The organism is Vibrio sp. 10N.286.48.F5 (assembly GCF_041469785.1).
In the GTDB taxonomy this organism is placed as follows: domain Bacteria; phylum Pseudomonadota; class Gammaproteobacteria; order Enterobacterales; family Vibrionaceae; genus Vibrio; species Vibrio crassostreae_C.
In genome coordinates this window covers 36,310-55,373 of the sequence record NZ_JBFRLG010000008.1, presented here as the reverse complement: position 1 = coordinate 55,373, position 19,064 = coordinate 36,310, and the positions used below count along the sequence as shown (strand labels likewise).

Annotated in this window: 15 protein-coding genes; 7 read left to right on the top strand and 8 right to left on the bottom strand. The window is 47.0% G+C overall.

Annotated features, from left to right (window positions below; translation table 11 throughout):
- The first annotated feature begins 81 nt into the window (after positions 1 to 81).
- From AB4185_RS08065 to AB4185_RS08055, 3 genes are all read left to right on the top strand, one after another.
- Positions 82 to 1,776, top strand: a complete 1,695-nt coding sequence (locus tag AB4185_RS08065) for an L-lactate permease (protein WP_017071915.1) — start codon at positions 82 to 84, stop codon at positions 1,774 to 1,776.
- A gap of 201 nt (positions 1,777 to 1,977) precedes the next feature.
- Positions 1,978 to 3,117 carry an FMN-dependent L-lactate dehydrogenase LldD gene (gene lldD / locus AB4185_RS08060; RefSeq protein WP_372135304.1) on the top strand — a complete coding sequence of 380 codons (1,140 nt, stop codon included), beginning with the start codon at positions 1,978 to 1,980 and terminating at the stop codon, positions 3,115 to 3,117.
- 131 nt (positions 3,118 to 3,248) lie between these two features.
- Positions 3,249 to 6,104: an FAD-binding and (Fe-S)-binding domain-containing protein gene (locus AB4185_RS08055; RefSeq protein WP_372135303.1), complete on the top strand. Its 2,856-nt coding sequence runs from the start codon at positions 3,249 to 3,251 to the stop codon at positions 6,102 to 6,104.
- A 121-nt stretch (positions 6,105 to 6,225) separates the two neighbouring features.
- Here the strand turns inward: AB4185_RS08055 and AB4185_RS08050 are convergent, their stop codons facing one another.
- The 7 genes from AB4185_RS08050 to AB4185_RS08020 form a co-directional block, all read right to left on the bottom strand.
- Positions 6,226 to 6,468 carry a hypothetical protein gene (locus AB4185_RS08050; protein ID WP_017061558.1) on the bottom strand — a complete coding sequence of 81 codons (243 nt, stop codon included), beginning with the start codon at positions 6,466 to 6,468 and terminating at the stop codon, positions 6,226 to 6,228.
- 152 nt (positions 6,469 to 6,620) lie between these two features.
- A complete protein-coding gene (locus AB4185_RS08045; RefSeq protein WP_372089681.1) occupies positions 6,621 to 8,357 on the bottom strand; it encodes an ABC transporter permease subunit in 1,737 nt (578 codons plus the stop codon).
- Between the two features lie 4 nt (positions 8,358 to 8,361).
- The gene (locus tag AB4185_RS08040; protein WP_372135302.1) at positions 8,362 to 9,891 is read right to left on the bottom strand and encodes an ABC transporter substrate-binding protein; all 1,530 of its coding nucleotides are present in this window, start codon (positions 9,889 to 9,891) and stop codon (positions 8,362 to 8,364) included.
- 83 nt (positions 9,892 to 9,974) lie between these two features.
- Positions 9,975 to 10,826 (bottom strand): ABC transporter ATP-binding protein, encoded by an 852-nt coding sequence (locus AB4185_RS08035; RefSeq protein WP_372135301.1) that lies wholly within the window; start codon positions 10,824 to 10,826, stop codon positions 9,975 to 9,977.
- On the bottom strand, positions 10,823 to 11,581 hold the full coding sequence (locus AB4185_RS08030; RefSeq protein ID WP_102548156.1) for an ATP-binding cassette domain-containing protein: 759 nt from the start codon (positions 11,579 to 11,581) through the stop codon (positions 10,823 to 10,825). Before AB4185_RS08030 ends, AB4185_RS08035 begins: the two co-directional genes overlap by 4 nt.
- A gap of 220 nt (positions 11,582 to 11,801) precedes the next feature.
- Positions 11,802 to 13,139, bottom strand: a complete 1,338-nt coding sequence (locus tag AB4185_RS08025) for an MATE family efflux transporter (protein ID WP_372135300.1) — start codon at positions 13,137 to 13,139, stop codon at positions 11,802 to 11,804.
- 209 nt (positions 13,140 to 13,348) lie between these two features.
- On the bottom strand, positions 13,349 to 14,218 hold the full coding sequence (locus AB4185_RS08020) for a GyrI-like domain-containing protein (RefSeq protein ID WP_372135299.1): 870 nt from the start codon (positions 14,216 to 14,218) through the stop codon (positions 13,349 to 13,351).
- Between the two features lie 115 nt (positions 14,219 to 14,333).
- On the opposite strand from AB4185_RS08020, the gene AB4185_RS08015 reads away from it, so the two are divergent.
- From AB4185_RS08015 to AB4185_RS08000, 4 genes are all read left to right on the top strand, one after another.
- On the top strand, positions 14,334 to 15,482 hold the full coding sequence (locus AB4185_RS08015) for a PLP-dependent aminotransferase family protein (protein ID WP_372135298.1): 1,149 nt from the start codon (positions 14,334 to 14,336) through the stop codon (positions 15,480 to 15,482).
- A gap of 262 nt (positions 15,483 to 15,744) precedes the next feature.
- Positions 15,745 to 16,734, top strand: a complete 990-nt coding sequence (locus AB4185_RS08010) for a rhodanese-related sulfurtransferase (protein ID WP_017065056.1) — start codon at positions 15,745 to 15,747, stop codon at positions 16,732 to 16,734.
- Between the two features lie 201 nt (positions 16,735 to 16,935).
- Entirely contained in the window at positions 16,936 to 17,193 is a 258-nt protein-coding gene (locus AB4185_RS08005) for a YdcH family protein (RefSeq protein WP_372135297.1), read from the top strand.
- 96 nt (positions 17,194 to 17,289) lie between these two features.
- Positions 17,290 to 17,814, top strand: a complete 525-nt coding sequence (locus AB4185_RS08000; RefSeq protein ID WP_065583568.1) for an N-acetyltransferase — start codon at positions 17,290 to 17,292, stop codon at positions 17,812 to 17,814.
- Here AB4185_RS08000 and manA read toward each other — a convergent pair.
- Entirely contained in the window at positions 17,811 to 19,016 is a 1,206-nt protein-coding gene (manA, locus tag AB4185_RS07995) for a mannose-6-phosphate isomerase, class I (protein ID WP_371721724.1), read from the bottom strand. The genes AB4185_RS08000 and manA overlap by 4 nt on opposite strands.
- Positions 19,017 to 19,064: the final 48 nt, after the last annotated feature.

Here is a 19,064-nt window from a genome sequence, read left to right as displayed (position 1 = left end):
ATTCAGATTACACCTACAAAACTAATGACGTGTTATTCACTTCAAACATGAACGTTTGAAAACAAGTACGAGGAAGTACCCATGAGTGAAACTCTACTAGCATTATTGGCCTTTTCGCCAATAGTTGTTGCAGCGATTCTGCTGGTTGGCCTTAACTGGCCTGCAAAAAAAGCGATGCCAGTGGCATTTGCATTAACCGTTGCTATCGCCCTATTCGCATGGGATATGTCTAGCACTCGCGTGCTGGCTTCAGTATTCCAAGGCTTCGGCATTACCGTGTCGGTTCTCTGGATTGTGTTTGGCGCCATCTTCTTATTAAACACTTTGAAACACACCGGAGCTATCACCACCATCCGCAACGGATTTACTGACATATCAGCAGACCGTCGTGTACAAGCGATCATCATTGCTTGGTGTTTTGGTTCATTCATTGAGGGCGCATCTGGCTTCGGCACACCCGCTGCAATCGCCGCTCCCTTACTCGTTGCAATCGGCTTCCCAGCATTAGCTGCGGTACTGATGGGCATGATGATTCAATCTACGCCGGTATCGTTTGGCGCGGTTGGTACACCTATCATTGTTGGCGTAAACAAAGGTTTGGATACGCACAACATCGGTGAAAGCCTGATTGCCAATGGTTCAACATGGGATGCTTACCTACAACAGATCACATCAAGTGTTGCGATCATCCACGCCTGCGTTGGTGTGATGATTCCTGTATTGATGGCGATGATGCTGACTCGCTTCTTCGGTAAGAACAAAAGCTGGACTGAAGGTCTTGATATCCTGCCGTTCGCACTGTTCGCAGGTGCCGCTTTCACCATTCCTTACGCACTAACGGGTGTTTTCCTAGGTGCTGAGTTCCCATCACTGATTGGTGGTTTGGTTGGCCTTGCGATTGTTGTAACAGCAGCAAAACGCGGCTTCCTAGTACCTAAATCAAAATGGGATTTTGAGAGCGAAGACAAGTGGCCTGCAGAATGGCTAGGTTCTCTGAAAATCGACCTTGACGACAACAATCAAGGCCATAAGAAGATGAGCATGGCGATGGCATGGGCACCATACGTGCTGCTAGCGGTGACCTTGGTTGCGAGCCGCGTGAGCCCTGAATTCAAAGGCCTACTGAAGAGCGTTAGCCTATCGTTCAGCAACATCCTTGGTGAAACCGGTGTGAGCACTGCGATTCAGCCTCTGTATCTACCGGGCGGTATCTTGGTCTTCGTCGCGCTGGTTGCTGTTCTCATGCAATCTCGCAGCGCAACGCCACTGGCTAAAGCCTTCGGTGAATCGAGCAAGACTCTGATTGGCGCAGGCTTTGTGTTGGTGTTCACCATCCCAATGGTTCGTATCTTCATTAACTCTGGTGTGAACGGCGCAGATTTAGCAAGTATGCCCGTAACCACGGCAAACTTCGCAGCTGACCTCGTTGGTAGCGCATTCCCAGCATTGAGTGCAACGGTTGGTGCGTTAGGTGCCTTCATTGCAGGTTCGAACACAGTTTCAAACATGATGTTCAGCCAGTTCCAATTCGAAGTAGCGCAGACTCTGACTATCTCTAGTGCGGTGGTTGTTGCTCTACAAGCCGTTGGTGCAGCAGCAGGTAACATGATTGCGATTCACAACGTGGTAGCGGCATCAGCAACTGTTGGCTTGCTAGGACGCGAAGGTGCAACCCTACGTAAGACAATCATTCCAACGTTCTACTACTTGGTGATGACAGGCATCATCGGCCTAGTGGTTATCTACGGATTCAAAATGACCGACGCACTTATGTAAACCATAAGTCGTTCAAAAGCACTTGGCGTTAATACTCAATTCCCCGACAGCGACACCGTCTAATAAGACAGTTGATGAGTTCCGGGATGGATACTAGAGCACATCAACACCCATGGGTATTAACGCCATTTTCCCGAATTAAAGCAGCCCAAACCAAGCTCTCAAAGAAGAGCAACATCCCAAGAATTTAGGACTGAAATTATGATCATATCCGCATCGACTGATTACCGCGCCGCAGCAAAAGCGAAATTACCACCGTTTCTTTTCCACTACATTGATGGTGGCTCTTACGGAGAACATACCCTACGTCGCAACACGGCTGACCTAGCTGAGATTGCGCTAAAACAACGCGTACTCAACGACATGTCGGACCTAAATTTGGAAACCGAACTATTTGGCGAGAAGCTAGCGATGCCAATCGCACTGGCGCCTGTTGGTTTAACGGGTATGTACGCAAGACGCGGTGAAGTACAAGCAGCAAAAGCCGCCGACAACAAAGGCATCCCTTTTACCATGTCGACCGTGTCGGTATGTCCGATTGAAGAAGTTGCACCTAAGATTGAACGCCCAATGTGGTTCCAACTTTACGTGTTAAAAGACCGTGGCTTCATGAAGAACGTATTGGAGCGTGCAAAAGCGGCTGGCGTAACTACTCTGGTATTTACTGTAGACATGCCGGTACCTGGCGCTCGCTACCGTGACATGCACTCAGGAATGAGTGGCCCAAATGCAGCAATACGCCGCGTATTCCAATCTATGCGTCATCCTAGCTGGGCAGTTGATGTCGGCTTACTGGGTAAACCACACGACCTAGGCAACATCTCTACTTATCGTGGTTCTCCTACCAAGCTGGAAGACTACATCGGTTGGTTAGGTGATAACTTCGACCCGTCGATTTCATGGAAAGATCTAGAGTGGATTCGTGATTTCTGGGACGGTCCAATGGTCATCAAGGGCATTCTTGATGAAGAAGATGCAAAGGATGCGGTGAGATTTGGCGCAGACGGCATTGTGGTTTCAAACCACGGCGGCCGCCAGCTTGACGGCGTTCTATCAAGTTCCAAAGCGCTGCCTTCGATTGCTGATGCAGTTAAAGGCGACACCAAAATTCTGGTCGACTCTGGCATTCGTACTGGCTTGGATGTGGTTCGAATGATGGCATTGGGCGCAGACTGCACCTTGCTTGGCCGTTCTTTCGTTTACGCATTAGCAGCGCAAGGACAAGCCGGCGTTGAGAATCTACTCGACCTTTACGACAAAGAGATGCGCGTTGCGATGACATTAACAGGCGCGAGGACAATCAAAGACTTAACTCGTGAATCTTTGGTGGGGTTAGATTAAATCTCCACGATTCAGACTCATGCTTTGGTCTACTTAGGCTGAAGTTCAATCGGTGTCACAGCAATTCCACTACCGTTGTGACACCGTTTAAAAACAAATCAGTGCCAAATAAGAAGCACAAGGAAGCAAAGATGGAGACAAACACATCCCATGAGCGAGTAATAGACGCACAAGCTTATCAGCAGCTTGAAGCGATACTGGCTCAAAAAATAGAAACAGAACGCATTGTCACGCAAGAGGCAAAGCGATTGGCTTACGGCACCGATGCGAGTTTCTATCGCTTGGTGCCGAAAATGGTTCTAAGGCTCAAGAACTTAGACGAAGTCATATTCACCATTCAAAGCTGTCGCGAACTCGGTATTCATTTTACCTTTCGCGCCGCGGGCACCAGCCTTTCAGGGCAAGCGGTTTCAGACTCGGTACTCATCACACTGACCGACGACTGGCGTGGCCATGAAATTGTCGACAACGGCAATCAAATCATTCTTCAGCCCGGTGTAATTGGCGCAGATGCCAACAAATACCTCGCCCCTTTCCAACGTAAAATCGGCCCAGACCCAGCCTCTATCAACACCTGTAAAATTGGCGGTATTGCCGCGAACAACGCCAGCGGTATGTGTTGTGGTACTGCGCAAAACTCCTATCGCACCGTCGAGAGCATGAAAATCGTATTGAGTGATGGTTCCCTGCTTGATACGGCAGATAACGCCAGCGTTGAAGCTTTCAAGCAATCACACAAAACGTTGTTTGAAGGCATTATTGATTTACACAGACAGACTAGCTCAAATCAAGAACTGGCAGACAGAATCCGCCACAAGTACCGCCTCAAAAACACCACTGGCTACGCTCTGAATGCCTTGGTCGATTACCACGATCCAATTGAGATCATCAAACACCTGATGATTGGCTCAGAAGGCACGCTAGGCTTCATCGCAGAGATCACCTACAACACCGTTATCGAACACCCGAACAAAGCTTCGGCTCTGTTGGTGTTTGCTGACATCGAACAAGCAAGTAAAGCCGTTACTACGCTATCAAAAACACCAGTTGCTGCCGTTGAATTGATGGATGGCAGAGCACTGCGTTCAGTGGCTGATAAACCGGGTATGCCCGCCTTTATGCCTAGCTTGGATTTAGAAGCCGCGGCTATTTTGGTTGAATCACACGCCAGCTCCCAGCAGGACTTAGATTTACAATGTAAATCAATTTTGGATGCATTGACTGAATACACAATTGTTGAATCAGTCCCTTTCACGTCCGATCCGAAGACAGTCGCGACTCTGTGGGGCATCCGAAAAGGCATGTTCCCAGCAGTTGGAGCCGTTCGTGAAGTTGGCACAACCGTTATCATCGAAGACGTGGCTTTCCCTGTAGAAAACCTCGCTAACGGTATTCGAGAGCTACAAGAGCTGTTCGACAAATACGACTACAGCGAAGCGATCATTTTTGGTCACGCCCTCGAAGGCAACCTGCACTTTGTATTTACTCAAGGCTTCGACAGTCAAACAGAAATCGATCGCTACGGCGGTTTCATGGACGATGTTGCCGAGCTGGTTGCGGTGAAATACCAAGGTTCTCTAAAAGCAGAGCATGGTACTGGTCGTAACATGGCGCCTTATGTGGAATTGGAATGGGGCAAAGACGGCTATGCCTTGATGCAACAGATCAAAGCGCTGTTTGACCCAGAAAGGCTGCTCAACCCCGGCGTTATCATCAACGACAATCCAAATTCCCACATCACCGACCTAAAACCAATGCCTGCTGCCGACGACCTTGTTGACCGCTGTATTGAGTGTGGATTCTGTGAGCCTGTTTGCCCGTCTCGCACACTGACCTTGTCACCTCGCCAACGTATTGTGTTGTACCGAGAACTGCAACGCCGCCGAGAAGCAGGTGAAGAGATAGAAGCCAGTGAACTAGAGAAAACCTTCGAATACCAAGGCATTGATACCTGCGCGGCAACAGGCCTGTGTGCCGAACGTTGTCCAGTGGGAATCAACACCGGTGATTTGATTAAAAAGCTTCGTGTTGCCAAGTATGAGAAGTTCACACCAATCGCTAAGTGGACAGCGGATCATTTCTCGACCACCACTAAGCTGACCAAGGCTGGCCTCAAAACCAACCAAGTAGCGAGCAAAGTATTAGGCGCAAATACTGTCGGCAAGCTAACTAACGGCTTGCGCTCTATCACCAAAGGCGCGACGCCGGTTTGGATGCCTGAGATGCCGCAATCCAATAGTCACACGCTAGTCTCATCACCAGTGACGGCAGAAAACTCAAGCAATCATAAGAAAGTGGTTTACCTCCCTTCGTGTGCCAGTCGAACCATGGGGCAACAAAGTGATGCGGGCGACCAACGTCCTCTTACTGAAGTGACCATGTCTTTGCTCAACAAGGCAGGATTCGAGGTAATTCTACCGAAGAAGCTAGATGACCAATGCTGTGGTATGCCTTACGACAGCAAAGGAATGACCGACTTAGCACAGTCGAAGGCTCAGCAGTTGGAAGAAGTGCTATGGCAAGCCAGTCGTCAGGGTGAATACCCAATATTGATGGATACCAGCCCATGTGCTAAACGCAGTATTGAACAGTTCACCAAGCCATTAGAGGTGTTAGAGCCAACAGGGTTTGTGAATCAATATTTGCTTGAACATCTGACGCTTGAGCCGCTACAAGAAACCGTGATGCTGCATGTCACGTGTAGCTCTCGTCGAACGGGCTTAGAAGGCGCGATGTTAAACCTTGCTAAAGCGTGTACCGAAGAGGTGATTGTTCCAGAGCATATTCAATGTTGTGGTTGGGCAGGTGACAAAGGCTTCACTACACCAGAGCTGAATGAGGCGGCGGTACACCCACTCAAGGAACAAGTGCCGAGCAACTGCACTCGTGGCTTTAGTAACAGCCGAACCTGTGAGATCGGTTTATCACACCACAGTGGCATTCCGTATCAATCAATCTTGTACTTGGTGGACGAAGTGGCGCAGTAGATCCACTCATACTGCGAGCAACGTGCTCTAGCTTAAAACGAAAAATGGCAGCCCAATCAGGCTGCCATTTGTTTATTCGATTTAAAACGTATTACCGAGCTAGATATTGCTGAGCTAGCGGCTACTGAGCTAAGCGCACCAACTCTTCTGGCGAGTAGTGTTCTGCTTCTGCGCCTTTGGCGATTAAGTCGATCACTTGGAACTCGTTCATGTCACCAAACTCTTTGGTTAAGTAATCACGGAACGCTTTCTCGTTCGGCCATTTGCCTCGCACGATATAGCCATCTTCCTTATCGAAATCTTCCGTCTCAAAGAAAGAAAAGTCGGTCATACCAATATTGTGGCAATACAAAACGAGATACATGTTGAATCCTTTACACTTAACTAGGGCCTGTTTAACTTTCGAGCCGATCAAAAAGCGTCTCTAAAAAGCAGGGCTAAGGTTACAACATAAATGCTAAATCGAATACCCAATCGGATCGTCAATTTAGAAACCTCAGCGACCGGATCTTTACGTTAGTCATCAAACATCAAGTTAATGGCTGCACCCAACAAGATCAGCCCAACAATTGGCCCCATGACTGCTAATGGCGCGCGCTCAATGTATGGAAGGTTCTCTGCGATCATCAAACCCCATTCAGGTGTTGGTGGCTTTGCCCCTAATCCGATGAAGCTCAGCGAGGTCAGACTTAGAGTGATAACCGGTAGCCTCAACATCGCGTGTCTTAACAACGGTGGCAACACATACGGAAGCAAGTAGAAACGGAAGATTCTAAGCTTACTGGTGCCCCATAGTGGCGCGAGGTGTGTATAAGGTTGAGCCTTGGCTTCTACGATCAAGCTTGAGCAGTGTGCAGCTAGCGGCGCCCACGACACCAATACAATCGCGATTAATGCGCTGTTCGGATTCATCCCCGTTAAGCCTGCAACAAGCAAGCCTGCAATGATGTATGGGATACCCTTAGTGATCTCGATAAGGCCTTGGCTAAAGCGGGTGTTGAAACCCATGATGATGCCCGTCACCAAGCTCAAGAACGTTGCCAATATGCCGGCTTGGAAGGTCGCAATCATACCAGAACCAATTCTCGCCAGTAGGTCTCGACCAATGCCATCTGCGCCCAAAGGTGCTTGCCAACTCGGTGATGCCAAGCGTGCGAATTGGCTAGTGTATGGGTCTCGGAATGCAGCCCATACAACGATAGCAATTAGGAAAGAGAAGATCGCAAAAGCAGTGACACGCTTTGCGCGGTTCTGGGTAAAACGAAACGAAGAGTGGCTACTGATGAGCTTGCCGCTTTTCAGGCTGTGGCCAAGAATCAATTGCTGAACAAACAAGCTCATGCTGCTCACGGCAATTGAAAATAGCAGCAACACCAATAAGCCGCCTTGCAGCGTTGGTAAGTCTTGCGCCTTGGCTGCACCAAGAATCATGCGCCCGATACCAGGGATCGAGAAGATAAGCTCAACCGCGACTGCGCCACCAGTTAAGCCAATCACGATCATCGCGATTTGCGGGATCAGACTGCTCAGCGCTCTTTTCAGCGCAAAGCGAATAATTTGATTGGAATGAACGTTGGCACTGAGCCAAGTGATCACCCAAGGTTCATTGAGAACGCGTTGTAAACTGTCTCTGAGTAGGCGACTAAACAGGCCACTGGCAGGCAATGCAAGCGCTAAGCTCGGTAGCCAGATGTCTTGCCAACCTTGCCAACCATACGGCGGCAGCCAACCTAACCAGATAGAGAACACCAGTATTAATACCGAGGCCACTACGTACTCTGGCAACGATATTAATACCGTACTTAAACTGCTGTAGCTCTGCCCCAGCTTGCCCTTCTTCCAACTGCGTAAGGTGGCAAGCAGGCCTGCACCACACAGTACGAAAGTCATCACCAGTGCGCTAGACATCAAAAACAGAGATGTAGACGCTGTTTTTTGAATACCTAGTGCAACCGAAGAACCATCAATCCATGATTCACCTAGATCACCTGAAAAAGCACTTCCTACCCAGTCGAGCAGGCGCTCAATGGCTGAACGGTCAAGCTGAAGATCAGCGCGTACCGCCGCTAAAGCTTCAGGCGTAAGCAGGTGTTGTTGCCCCGCCCTAGCCCGCAGAATAGATTGGCTTGGATCGATGCCTGCAATGTCAGGCATCAAACCAACAAGAATCACCACCACAATCAGTGAGGCGATTCTTGATAGCCAAGGCGTCAAGATAAATAGAGTTCGACGCAGAGTCTCAGCAGATAACATTTATTTAGTTAGCCTGTGTTGCCGGGTTAACTTGTGTCGCTTTTTTGACCTGTGTAGTTTGGTCAACCAAGCGACGTTCACTTGGGTCACGAACGACATTGCTTACACGCTCACTTTCACCTTGAATCACACGTTCGTGAAGCAGCGGGATAGCCGCGAAATCGTTAAGGATTTTTTGCTCAGCTTCGATGATCGCTTGCTGACGCAGTGCACCTAATGGTTGCAGATCAGCGTGAGTCAGAGCTTGGTCTACCTCTTGAGAACAGAACTGGCCAAGGTTGAATGAACCCTTACAACCAAAGTCACTCATCATGTAAGCCACTGGGTCACCAGAATCTAGAACCGTTGCACGAGAAAGGATGAACGCATCGAACTTGCCTGATAACGCATCGTTCTCGATCTGAGCGTACTCACGGATATCCAGCTCAACGTTAAAGCCAGCCGCTTCAAGTTGCTGTTTAAGTAGTGCAGCCACTTCTGGAAGCTCAGCACGGTCGGTAAAGGTACCGATAACAATGCTTTCACCGTTTGCTTTTAGAGTCTTTTCGATTGCCTGACCTTCAGGTCGAATTGGTTCAGCCCAAGCAAGAGCAGGACCTAATAGACCTTGTGCAATATCCGCGTGGTTTTCATAAACGGTATTCACGATTTGCTCACGGTCTACCGCAGCAGCCGCTACCTTACGCAAGTTAATATCGCTGAATACGCCTGACTTGTTGTTTAGGTAAAGCGTATTGGTACGAGGCATTGCCACTTCATAAAGTAGGTTCAGATCAATGGTCGCGATTTGTGAAACGGGCACTGCTTCAACGATGTCTGCCGTGCCTGTTCTTAGAGCCGCAGCGCGCGCAAAACCGTTCGGAACGTATTCTGCAATCACAGATTCAACCTGTGCTTTTTGACCCCAGTAGCCATCAAAACGTTTCAGTTTCGCACTGGTTGTACCGTTAATTTCAGTCAACTCAAACGGGCCCGTACCAGCACCCATTGGGCTAACACGGCCATCTTCTTGGTAAGCACTTGCTGCAAGAATCGCTAATTGAGGGCTTGATAAACGGCTTGGTAAAAGAGGGTCATCAAAGCTGGTCTTGATCTCTACGCGGTAGTTGTCCATCGCTTTCACTTCGAGATCGACACCATCTAGAATGCGTGGTTTAGGTGCAGCCTCAAGCGCTTTCTGCAAAGAGTTCACTACGGATTCTGCGGTTAATGTAGAGCCATCGTGGAATTTAACGCCTTGGCGAATCGTGAACTGCCAAGTCAGAGGATCAAGATGTTTCCAATCAGTCGCTAGCATCGGTTCTGCTTCTGAGGTTGGGCTCAGGTTCACTAACGTTTCAGCCGTGCTCCAACGTGATAGTTTGAACGCATCATCAGAAAGTGGCGATAGGCCCGTTCTTGGTGGCTGCATCATCGCAACACGAATTTCAGATTTGACCGCCGCATCGCTCGACTCTGGTTGAGAGTCAAAACAGCCCGTCAAAGGCAGAGCCAACGCAAGCGCGCAAGCCAGTTTGATTGAATTAAAACGCATAGTTATTTTTCTCTGTAAGCAGTGTTGTGTTAATAAGCAGTATTTCGTTAATAAGCAGTATTTCGCAATAAATAAGGTTGTGTTTAACAAGTAGATTTCGAAAGTGGCTGAGATTCGATCAGCAACTGAGTCGCAGGGTGAGCAGGTGTGCTCGTCACTTGAGGTGTCGGTCCATGCTCCACCATCTCGCCATGGTCAAGAACCAGAATTTCTTCACAAAGCGCCTTTGCCGCACCGAGATCATGCGTCACCAAAACGATTCGCATGTCGCGCTTATTTTTCAGTGAGTTAAGTAAATTCAGCAACCTTTGACGGTTCACAGGGTCAAGGCTGGCAGTCGGCTCATCGGCCACCAACACTGCGGGTCTAACGACAAGAGCCCGAGCGATAGCCACACGTTGAGCTTGGCCAGTAGAAAGCTGACTAGGTTTCAATGAGAGCAAACTGGCAGGTAAGCCCACGTCCAATAGCGTCTCTTCAATAATGCTTTCATGATTACCAGAAACATCTAAGTTGCTTAGCGGTTCGGCTAAGACCTGTCGAACGGTATAGTAAGGATTGAGGCTTGTGTGCGGTTCTTGTGGCACTAACTGGATCAAGCGACACACCGTTGCTTGCGTTTTGCTATTGCGAATCGGCAGCGAATGGCCAAATAGGCTGATCCGACCAACAGTCGATGACTTTAGGCCAAATAACAGCTCAATCAGTGTCGATTTTCCGGCACCAGAACGGCCAACAATGGCTAAGCTTTTGTCTTCAACATTGAGGTCGATGTTCTGTAGCGCTTGGAACGCCTTACCACCCAGCCAACTTGGCACTGAGTAATAATGAACTCCGACATTCTCGAACTTAATCTCGATCGGTGTTTGTGTTTCTGAATCTATCACTGGCATTAACGGCGAGACTTCTGAATTTAGTGGTAAGGTCGGGCTCATTCGATTAAGTCTCTCAATGAACAACAGAAAGCGTGAGAGCTTGATTCAAGCGCATGTTTTGGTGCGCCGTAAGCCACCACTCCACCATCATCGATGACCAACAACTTGTCACACGCTAATGCGCTGTGCAGGTCATGAGTAATCAACAAGCCACCGATTTGTCGCTGTTTAACATTGTCTCGAATCAACTTAAGTATCTCTTGCTCTGTCACCGGATCTAACGCGCTGGTTGGTTCATCGGCGATGATGAGATCGGCGTTACTCAGCAAGCCAATCGCAATACAAATCCGTTGACGTTGCCCTCCCGAAATTTGGCTCGGATATAACGGCAAGATGGTTTCAGGGTTAGGAAATCCAAGCTGCACTAACAATTCAGTGAGTTTGATCTTGTCTTGTGATTTAAGCTTAGTGCGCGTCCCCGTCAATGCCAAACTGAGTTGACCTTCAATGGAAACCAGAGGATTTAATGCTTGAAGCGCATCTTGAAAGATAACTGCGGGGCGCTGTGCTGCGGTTCTTTGCAACATAGGCAAGCCACACACGGCATCGCCAGAAAGAGAAATATGACCTTCAACCTCAACCGTATCTGGCAGAAAACCCGCAATCGCGCGTGAAAGCATCGACTTACCAATGCCTGATGGACCCATGATCGCCAACAGCTCACCTCGATATACATCGAAATGAATATCTTGAAAAAGTGTTCTCGAAGAGGTTTTGATCGTTAATTGGTCAACAGACAGAAGTGAGGCGTTCACGCAGATACTCACAGACAGATGTTATAACATAACAACATTATCATTTAGCTGAGGCGATGAAAAGCGGACATTGAACTGTATCGCGTTTTACTTACAATTTTATTGACCATTTATAGTGAGTCATTACATACAAAAAAGCGCTCACCAAATTTATCGTATAAAAATAGTAAAGCGCTTTCATAAAATATTAATAATGTATTAAAGATGGCAAGTAGACAGCTTAGTTAATGGCACCCTGTACTGCATCTTTGACTGGGTAACACTTCTGCTTAACTTGTGCGATGAACGGATACAGGAACGCAATACGCCCAAGATAGAACAGAGTAAACGCAAGCCACAAACCATGATTGCCCCAAATATCGATGGTGAATGCCTGTACTGCTAAGAATACCAACAAAGTAGCTATGCTAGAGTCCCTAACTGGACGCGTGGTACCCGTTCCGGTAAAGATGCCGTAAACCGTTAAGCCAAAGCCAGACACCAGCGGGAACACAATCAACCACGGAGCCATCTCTTGATATAGAGCGACAAGCGTTGGGATATCGGTAAACAAGAAGACAATGCTGTCTTTGAATACCAAGGTGAGGAAGGTCAGTACGGCAATAAAGCTCGCCGTCCATTGGAAGTTAAGTCTTAATACACGATCCAACATTGAAGGGTTTTTCTGACCTACCGCTTTACCCGCGAACACACTCGATGCATTGGCAATGCCGTCAAACATGTAACTGACAATGAAGGTCACCTGCATCAAGATCGCGTTGGCAGCCAGAACATCGGCACCCAGTTTAGAACCAGTACGCGCCATCATGTTGAAGAAAACTAAAATACAGATGGTACGAAGTAAGAGATCGGTATTTGAAGAGATGATTGTCGATAGGTCTTTCTTAGTCATCTTCGAACCTTGTAGGAACTCAGAGATCGAGATATGGCTGGTCTTAATCACCAGTGTCATACCAATAGCGAAAGTAGTGACTTGTGCAATCAAACTTGCGTAGGCCACACCCGCAACACCCAAGTCGAAATAAAGTACAAACACCGCATCCAATACAATATTCAACACGTTACCAAACACTTGTGTGTAAAGAACTTCTTTGGCTTTCGCCTGCCCCATTAACCAACCAATAATGGTGTAGTTGAGCAGTACAAAAGGTGCACCATAAATCAAAATACTGAAGTAGATATGCGCGTGCTCGGCTACATTGGCTTCAGGCTCTATCACCCACATTGCGCCTTGCCAGATGAGTGGTTGTATCAAGATAAAGATCAAACCCACTAAACCAGACAGCACAAACGGACGCATCAAGCTACCCGCCAAATCAGTGCGGTTTCCCTTACCCAGTGCCATCGCACTTTGGCCCGTGGTACTGACACGGAAAAAACCAAACAACCAATACATGGTGTTCATAATGATGGTGCCGATCGCTACGCCACCAATCAATTCAGCAATACCAAGTTGGCCAATAACAGCGGTATCCACAGCACCTAACAGAGGTTGTGTCACCGTTGAGATGATGAAAGGGAAAGCGATTTTCAGATAATCTTTGTGGGTAATGGTCATATTCTATCGAGTGATATTAAGAACTATTTGCAATTAGAACGAAATGCTATCGTTTAATCCGTACGTTGTCATCATTTACTTAGAGTAGATTATCAACAAAGCATCTTTATCTTAGGCCAACTGCATAAAATCGTTAGCTGCTATTGGTTGTGCTAATTTGTCTCAACAAAAGATCAAAGTCTGGTTCAACAAAACAGCACAACCATCGATTAGTAAAAGCTCACGGGAAGGTAGAAATCGAGTTCGAACACTTCATCGGTGTTGAGAAAATGATTCTGATGATAATGCACATACGCGGGAGTCGAGCGCTGTTTGAAACCAGATGTGGGTAGCCACTTTTCTAACACCATACTGATCTGTGGTAGCAGTTCTCCATAGCGGCCATTTAGTCGAAACACAGCGTGTAAGCCGCCCGGAATCACCATCTGATTAACTACGCTACGATACTTAATCGGCTCATCAATCGCGATACACGCGACATAACGACACTGATCCATTTCAACCCAAGCAGGGTTTGAGTGATGCAAACCAAATTGGCTCGAAAAATCACGCTGTTCGGAATTCGCCCACGCTTTCAATATCAACCACGCATTGCGAATAGAGCGGTTATAACCCGTATGTCGAACATAGGCCGCCATGCGTTCAGGCACTTCAACGATCTTGGGTTCGGGCAATACTCGCTGCGCCACATTCAAATAGCCCGCCGCCACTTCGGGATCTTTCAAATAGGGTTTTTCTGCTACTTGTAAATCGTGTTTACGCCACTCGCCCGGAGACATATTAAAGGTCGCTTTAAATGCTCGACTAAACGAAGACACCGAGCTAAAGCCACATTTATGGGTGATCTCGACCACTGACGAGCTGGTATCAAACATCAATTGGTTGGCTGCATACTCCATTCGAGTGCGTCGGATATATTGATGCAACGACTCCCCGACCACGCTTTTAAAGGTGCGATGAAAGTGCTGTTCTGAATAGGCCGCTATCTCAGATAACTCTTTGGCAGACAAAGGCTGACTGATGTCTTGGTGAATATGGAACAGGACATCATTGATTCGCGATATGTGTTGACGTGACATCGTTTAAATAGCATAAATGGACATGTTTAAGAGCATAAACGGACACGCTAGTTTTTACAATTGCCGTGTAATATCAAGCGATAGAATAAAAACGATAAACGACGAGACACAACACATGGAAATCGCACAGTCATTACAACAGATTCAATCTTCATACATTCGAGAGATCCTCGCAGCCGCAAGTGATCCAAATGTCATCTCATTGGCCGGCGGTTTACCGGACGAGAAAACATTCCCAATCGATTTAATGAAGCCAACGCTAGAAAACCTAGCGAACATGCCTGAAGTTTTCCAATACGGCTCTACTGCCGGTTACGGCCCGTTGCTTGACCACCTAACACAAAGCTACCAATTGCCAGAGTCACACACGGTAATGATTTGTACTGGCTCTCAGCAAGGTTTGGATTTGATTGCGCGTGCGTATGTCGATCCAGGTGATGTGGTTGTGATGGAAGCGCCAAGCTACTTAGGTGCGATGCAGGTGTTTGGCCTAGTTCAAGCAAACATTGCGACCGTGTCTCAAACCGAATTTGGGCCGAATCTAGATGAATTGGAAACATGCTTTGCACAGCAAGCGCCAAAAATGTTCTACGCGGTGCCTGATTTTCACAACCCAACCGGTGTGTGCTGGGCAACAGAAACTCGTCAAAAAGTGGCTGAGCTGTGTATCAAATACAACGTGGCATTCATTGAAGATGCGCCATACCGTGAGCTGCGTTTCACAGGTACAGAACTGCCGTTGGTTTCTTCGTTCTGCCCTGATAACTCTATCGTTCTTCGTTCATTCTCTAAGATTGCATCGCCAGGTCTACGTATTGGCGCGGTAACAGGTAAACGCAGCTACCTTGAACCACTGATCAAAGTGAAGCAAGGCGCTGACTTACACTCAAGTGTACCCATGCAAGCACTGCTTGTTGGTCTTCTAAAACATGAAGACTTTGGCGTACACATGGAGAACATTCGCACCCTGTACAAGTCTCGTTATGAAGTGCTGTTCTCAGAGCTAGAGAAACAACTGCCTGCAGATTGCGTGTTAAAAGCCGTCGATGGCGGGATGTTCATTTGGGTTGAGATCCCAGAGCGCGACACCTTCGAATTGGCTAAAACTCTATTATCGAATGGTGTGGCGGTTGTACCAAGCCCAGTATTTTATCCAAAGGCTGATGAAGCAAAAGCTGCACTGCGCTTAAACTTCACTAACGCTAAACCAGAAGAGCTGACTGAAGCGGTGAAACGCTTAGCGGAAGTACTTAACCAAGCGTAATCGCTGATTAAGTAAGACAGATTCAACACCAAGCCCTGCTGTATTTGTACAGCAGGGCTTTTTCGTTCCTCAATCCATAAATCCACAATAAAAAAGGCGTTATATAGCCCTACGTTTGGTTGGTTTTTGTCCCGCACCGCCTTGGTTATACTGCGCCTGATTTTAATAAGCCAACAAGACAGAACTAAGTTGAAATACTCAGTTCTGATCAAAACAGGCAACCGCTCTGGATTTACGTTCCAGCTCGCAGAAAGGAAAAACCATGTCTCAATATGTTGTATGTGCTCTGTATAAATTCGTAGCACTTGATGATTACCAAGAAATTCGCCAGCCACTAACCGACGTGTTAGAAGCCAACCAAATCCGCGGTACTTTGTTACTTGCGAGTGAAGGCATCAACGGTACCGTTGCAGGTAAGCGCGAATCTATCGACGCCCTTCTTCAATGGTTCAAACAAGATTCTCGCTTGGCTGATGTTGTTTACAAAGAGTCGTTCAACGAAGAACAACCATTCAACCGCACCAAGGTTAAGCTTAAGAAAGAGATCGTAACCATGGGCGTTGAGGGCATCGACCCACGCCACGTTGTCGGCACTTACGTGAAACCAAACGAATGGAACGCATTGATCTCTGATCCTGATGTGATTCTGGTTGATACTCGTAACGACTACGAAGTGGACATCGGCACCTTCAAAAATGCTGTAAACCCAAACACAGAAACCTTCCGTGAATTCCCTCAATACGTTGAAGACAACCTTGATCCTAAGAAGCACAAGAAAGTTGCGATGTTCTGTACTGGCGGTATTCGTTGCGAAAAATCAACAGCCTACATGAAAGAGCAAGGCTTTGATGAGGTTTACCACCTTGAAGGCGGCATTCTTAAGTACCTAGAGGAAGTACCAGAAGAAGAGAGCATGTGGGAAGGCGACTGCTACGTATTTGATGGTCGTGTTGCAGTAAACCACCAGCTAGAAAAGAGCGGTTACGATGTGTGTAACGCGTGTCGCCTGCCAATCACTGACGAAGACAAAGCCTCTAAACACTTCGAGAAAGGCGTAAGCTGCCCTAAGTGTATTGATAAGCACAGCGACGAGCAGAAAGCCCGTTTCCGTGAACGTGAAAAGCAAGTTCAACTGTCGAATGCTCGTGGCGAAACCCACGTAGGCGGCGAAGCTGCTCACCTTATCGAGCAACGCAAAAAAGAGAAGCTTGCACACAAAGAGCAGCAACGCTCTGGTAAGAAAGCAAAGTAAACTTTCTGCTTTAAACTCTTATAGTTCTAAACATATAACTATAAATAGTTAGCTATATACATACAAAAGGGCGCAATTTCGAGGATAATCCCACGAGTTTGCGCCCTTTTTTGATCGCTTTACGGCTTTGTGTTTTGAACCACATTTCTTTCGAAAAATTACTTCTATACTGTTAATAATTCGACTAGAGAGGAAGTGCCAATGCTCAATGAAAACCATGCCTTTATCTTAGATTTCCCAGATCTTAAATTAGACATTGTTCAGCTCAACCACGACGACGAAAAATTCAAAGCAGACATGCAGAAATACCACCAACTCGACTACGACATCCGCCAACTAGAAATCTCTGGCAGCCCAATCGAAGACGACAGCATGCACAACCTCAAAGTAGAACGCATGGCATTAAAAGACTCGCTACATAAGCAACTTACTCGACATCACGCGCTTAAGATCGTATAGAAAAATCAATCCAAGACTTTATTCTTAGCCATGCATCACGCATGGCTTTTTGGTTTCATCACTTCGCAAATCTAAGCTAATTCGGCTTCTTCAATTATGTTACTGTTTGCTTATTCAAAGGCGTTTGATAAGGAAGCGGTAAAAGTGGCAATGAAAGAAGAGAACATACAACTCCAACTCGCTTCAAATTCTGAATTCGATGAACTGTTTGCGTGTGTTAAACAAGGTATCTTCATACACGTAGATAGCGTTTTCGGCTGGGATGACGACTTTCAACGTCAACGACTTTTAAACGAATACCATCCATCTTGGTTTCATTGGGTATATCGCGAAAATAAAAGAGTGGGGCTCGCCTGCTTTAAACCTTATGACAACGCATACCATATTCATTTGCTGATCATTTTCCCCCAGTACCAAGGTCGTTCGCTTGGCAAGCAAGTCATGACTCTCATACATAAAAAAGCTATGGCAGAGCAACTTAGTCAAGTCACTCTATCGAGTTTTAAAAGTAATGCTCGTGCTATTAACTTTTATCAATCGCTTGGCTATCACGTTGTTGATGAAGGAGATGATGATTTTGTGGGGATGGAGCTCAATCTATACCACAAACACCATCTCTAATTAAACGCCCTAGCCACTCGCCCATTACTGCTCAGTACATAATGACCAATATAAGCTGGGATAAATACCGATTGCCCTTTGGTGAGTGTTAGGTGTTCACCTTTCTGACTCATTAACGTTAAATCATCATCTATCGCCATTAAAATTTCAGCACCGCTTGTGATGACTTCTTCTTGCTTTGGGCGATGAAAAATATTGAAATCAAAGTCACTAACTGGGATATCATAGCGATCACATTGACCTAACTTTGAAGGTGCTAACAACAAGCGTTCGAACGGGATTGGTGTAAACTCTGTGCAGGCAACCAACTCAGCGACATCAATGTGTTTTGGCGTTAATCCAGCTCGCAGCACATTGTCTGAATTGGCCATAATCTCGAGCCCAGTCCCCTTGATGTATGCGTGCGGAGTGTTTGCATTCAAATACATCGCTTCACCCGGCCGTAGTGTGATCAAGTTAAGCAGCAGAACGCAAAACAAACCGATATCATTCGGGTACTGGTGGCTAAGCTCAGTAACCAAAGCAAACTCAGATTGACCTTGGTGAGCGGCTGCGTAAGCCAGAAGTTGCTCTAATGCTCGGTGTTTACGTTGGTCGTCCAGAGTTAATAAATCACGGAAAAACGCCTCTAAACCTAGAGAATCAAGGTGGTTGCCAAACTCTTCAACTAAACCAGCCAGCTCGCTCGAATTCAACTTTCTGAACAACCCTAATATTTCATCGAATTCTCGAAAGCCATTCATTGCTTGATATTCAGTGATCGCGTAAACCAATTCAGGTTTGTGGTTAGAGTCTTTGTAATTACGATGTCCTGCAGTCAGAGGGATTCCTGCTTGCTCCTCTCTTGCAAAGCCAACCTCTGCTTGGCGCTTGTTTGGGTGAACCTGAACAGACAACGCTTTTTCTGCTGCCAAGATCTTAAACAAGAACGGCAGCTCACCAAACTCCTGCGCAATATCGCTTGATAGATAGGCCGGTTTATTCTTGTTAATCAGCTCAGAGAGAGGCACCAAGTGCTGGTCAAGCTTAACCATTGAGCAACCTTTTGGATGCGCTCCCATCCAAACTTCCGCTTGCGGCTCTTGTGACTCATTCTGAAAGCCAAACAGTTCACGTATCGAAGAAATGCTCCCCCATGCATAATTTTGGATGGTGTTTTCCATTGGGAAAAATGAGTGTTCTGAGAGGTGGCTGAGTGACATGGCGTTTTCCGTAGTGAGCCCTTTGAACACAATTCAGAGAGCTGATTT

Excerpts from the sequence above, each read along its gene's own strand:
- AB4185_RS08025 (WP_372135300.1), bottom strand. The coding sequence starts at position 13,139 with ATGACCATTACCCACAAAGATTATCTGAAAATCGCTTTCCCTTTCATC.
- AB4185_RS08045 (WP_372089681.1), bottom strand. The coding sequence starts at position 8,357 with ATGTTATCTGCTGAGACTCTGCGTCGAACTCTATTTATCTTGACGCCT.
- AB4185_RS08010 (WP_017065056.1), top strand. The coding sequence starts at position 15,745 with ATGTCTCAATATGTTGTATGTGCTCTGTATAAATTCGTAGCACTTGAT.
- AB4185_RS08035 (WP_372135301.1), bottom strand. The coding sequence starts at position 10,826 with ATGAGCCCGACCTTACCACTAAATTCAGAAGTCTCGCCGTTAATGCCA.
- AB4185_RS08015 (WP_372135298.1), top strand. The coding sequence starts at position 14,334 with ATGGAAATCGCACAGTCATTACAACAGATTCAATCTTCATACATTCGA.
- AB4185_RS08040 (WP_372135302.1), bottom strand. The coding sequence starts at position 9,891 with ATGCGTTTTAATTCAATCAAACTGGCTTGCGCGCTTGCGTTGGCTCTG.
- manA (WP_371721724.1), bottom strand. The coding sequence starts at position 19,016 with ATGTCACTCAGCCACCTCTCAGAACACTCATTTTTCCCAATGGAAAAC.
- AB4185_RS08000 (WP_065583568.1), top strand. The coding sequence starts at position 17,290 with ATGTTACTGTTTGCTTATTCAAAGGCGTTTGATAAGGAAGCGGTAAAA.
- lldD (WP_372135304.1), top strand. The coding sequence starts at position 1,978 with ATGATCATATCCGCATCGACTGATTACCGCGCCGCAGCAAAAGCGAAA.
- AB4185_RS08050 (WP_017061558.1), bottom strand. The coding sequence starts at position 6,468 with ATGTATCTCGTTTTGTATTGCCACAATATTGGTATGACCGACTTTTCT.
- AB4185_RS08065 (WP_017071915.1), top strand. The coding sequence starts at position 82 with ATGAGTGAAACTCTACTAGCATTATTGGCCTTTTCGCCAATAGTTGTT.
- AB4185_RS08005 (WP_372135297.1), top strand. The coding sequence starts at position 16,936 with ATGCTCAATGAAAACCATGCCTTTATCTTAGATTTCCCAGATCTTAAA.
- AB4185_RS08020 (WP_372135299.1), bottom strand. The coding sequence starts at position 14,218 with ATGTCACGTCAACACATATCGCGAATCAATGATGTCCTGTTCCATATT.
- AB4185_RS08055 (WP_372135303.1), top strand. The coding sequence starts at position 3,249 with ATGGAGACAAACACATCCCATGAGCGAGTAATAGACGCACAAGCTTAT.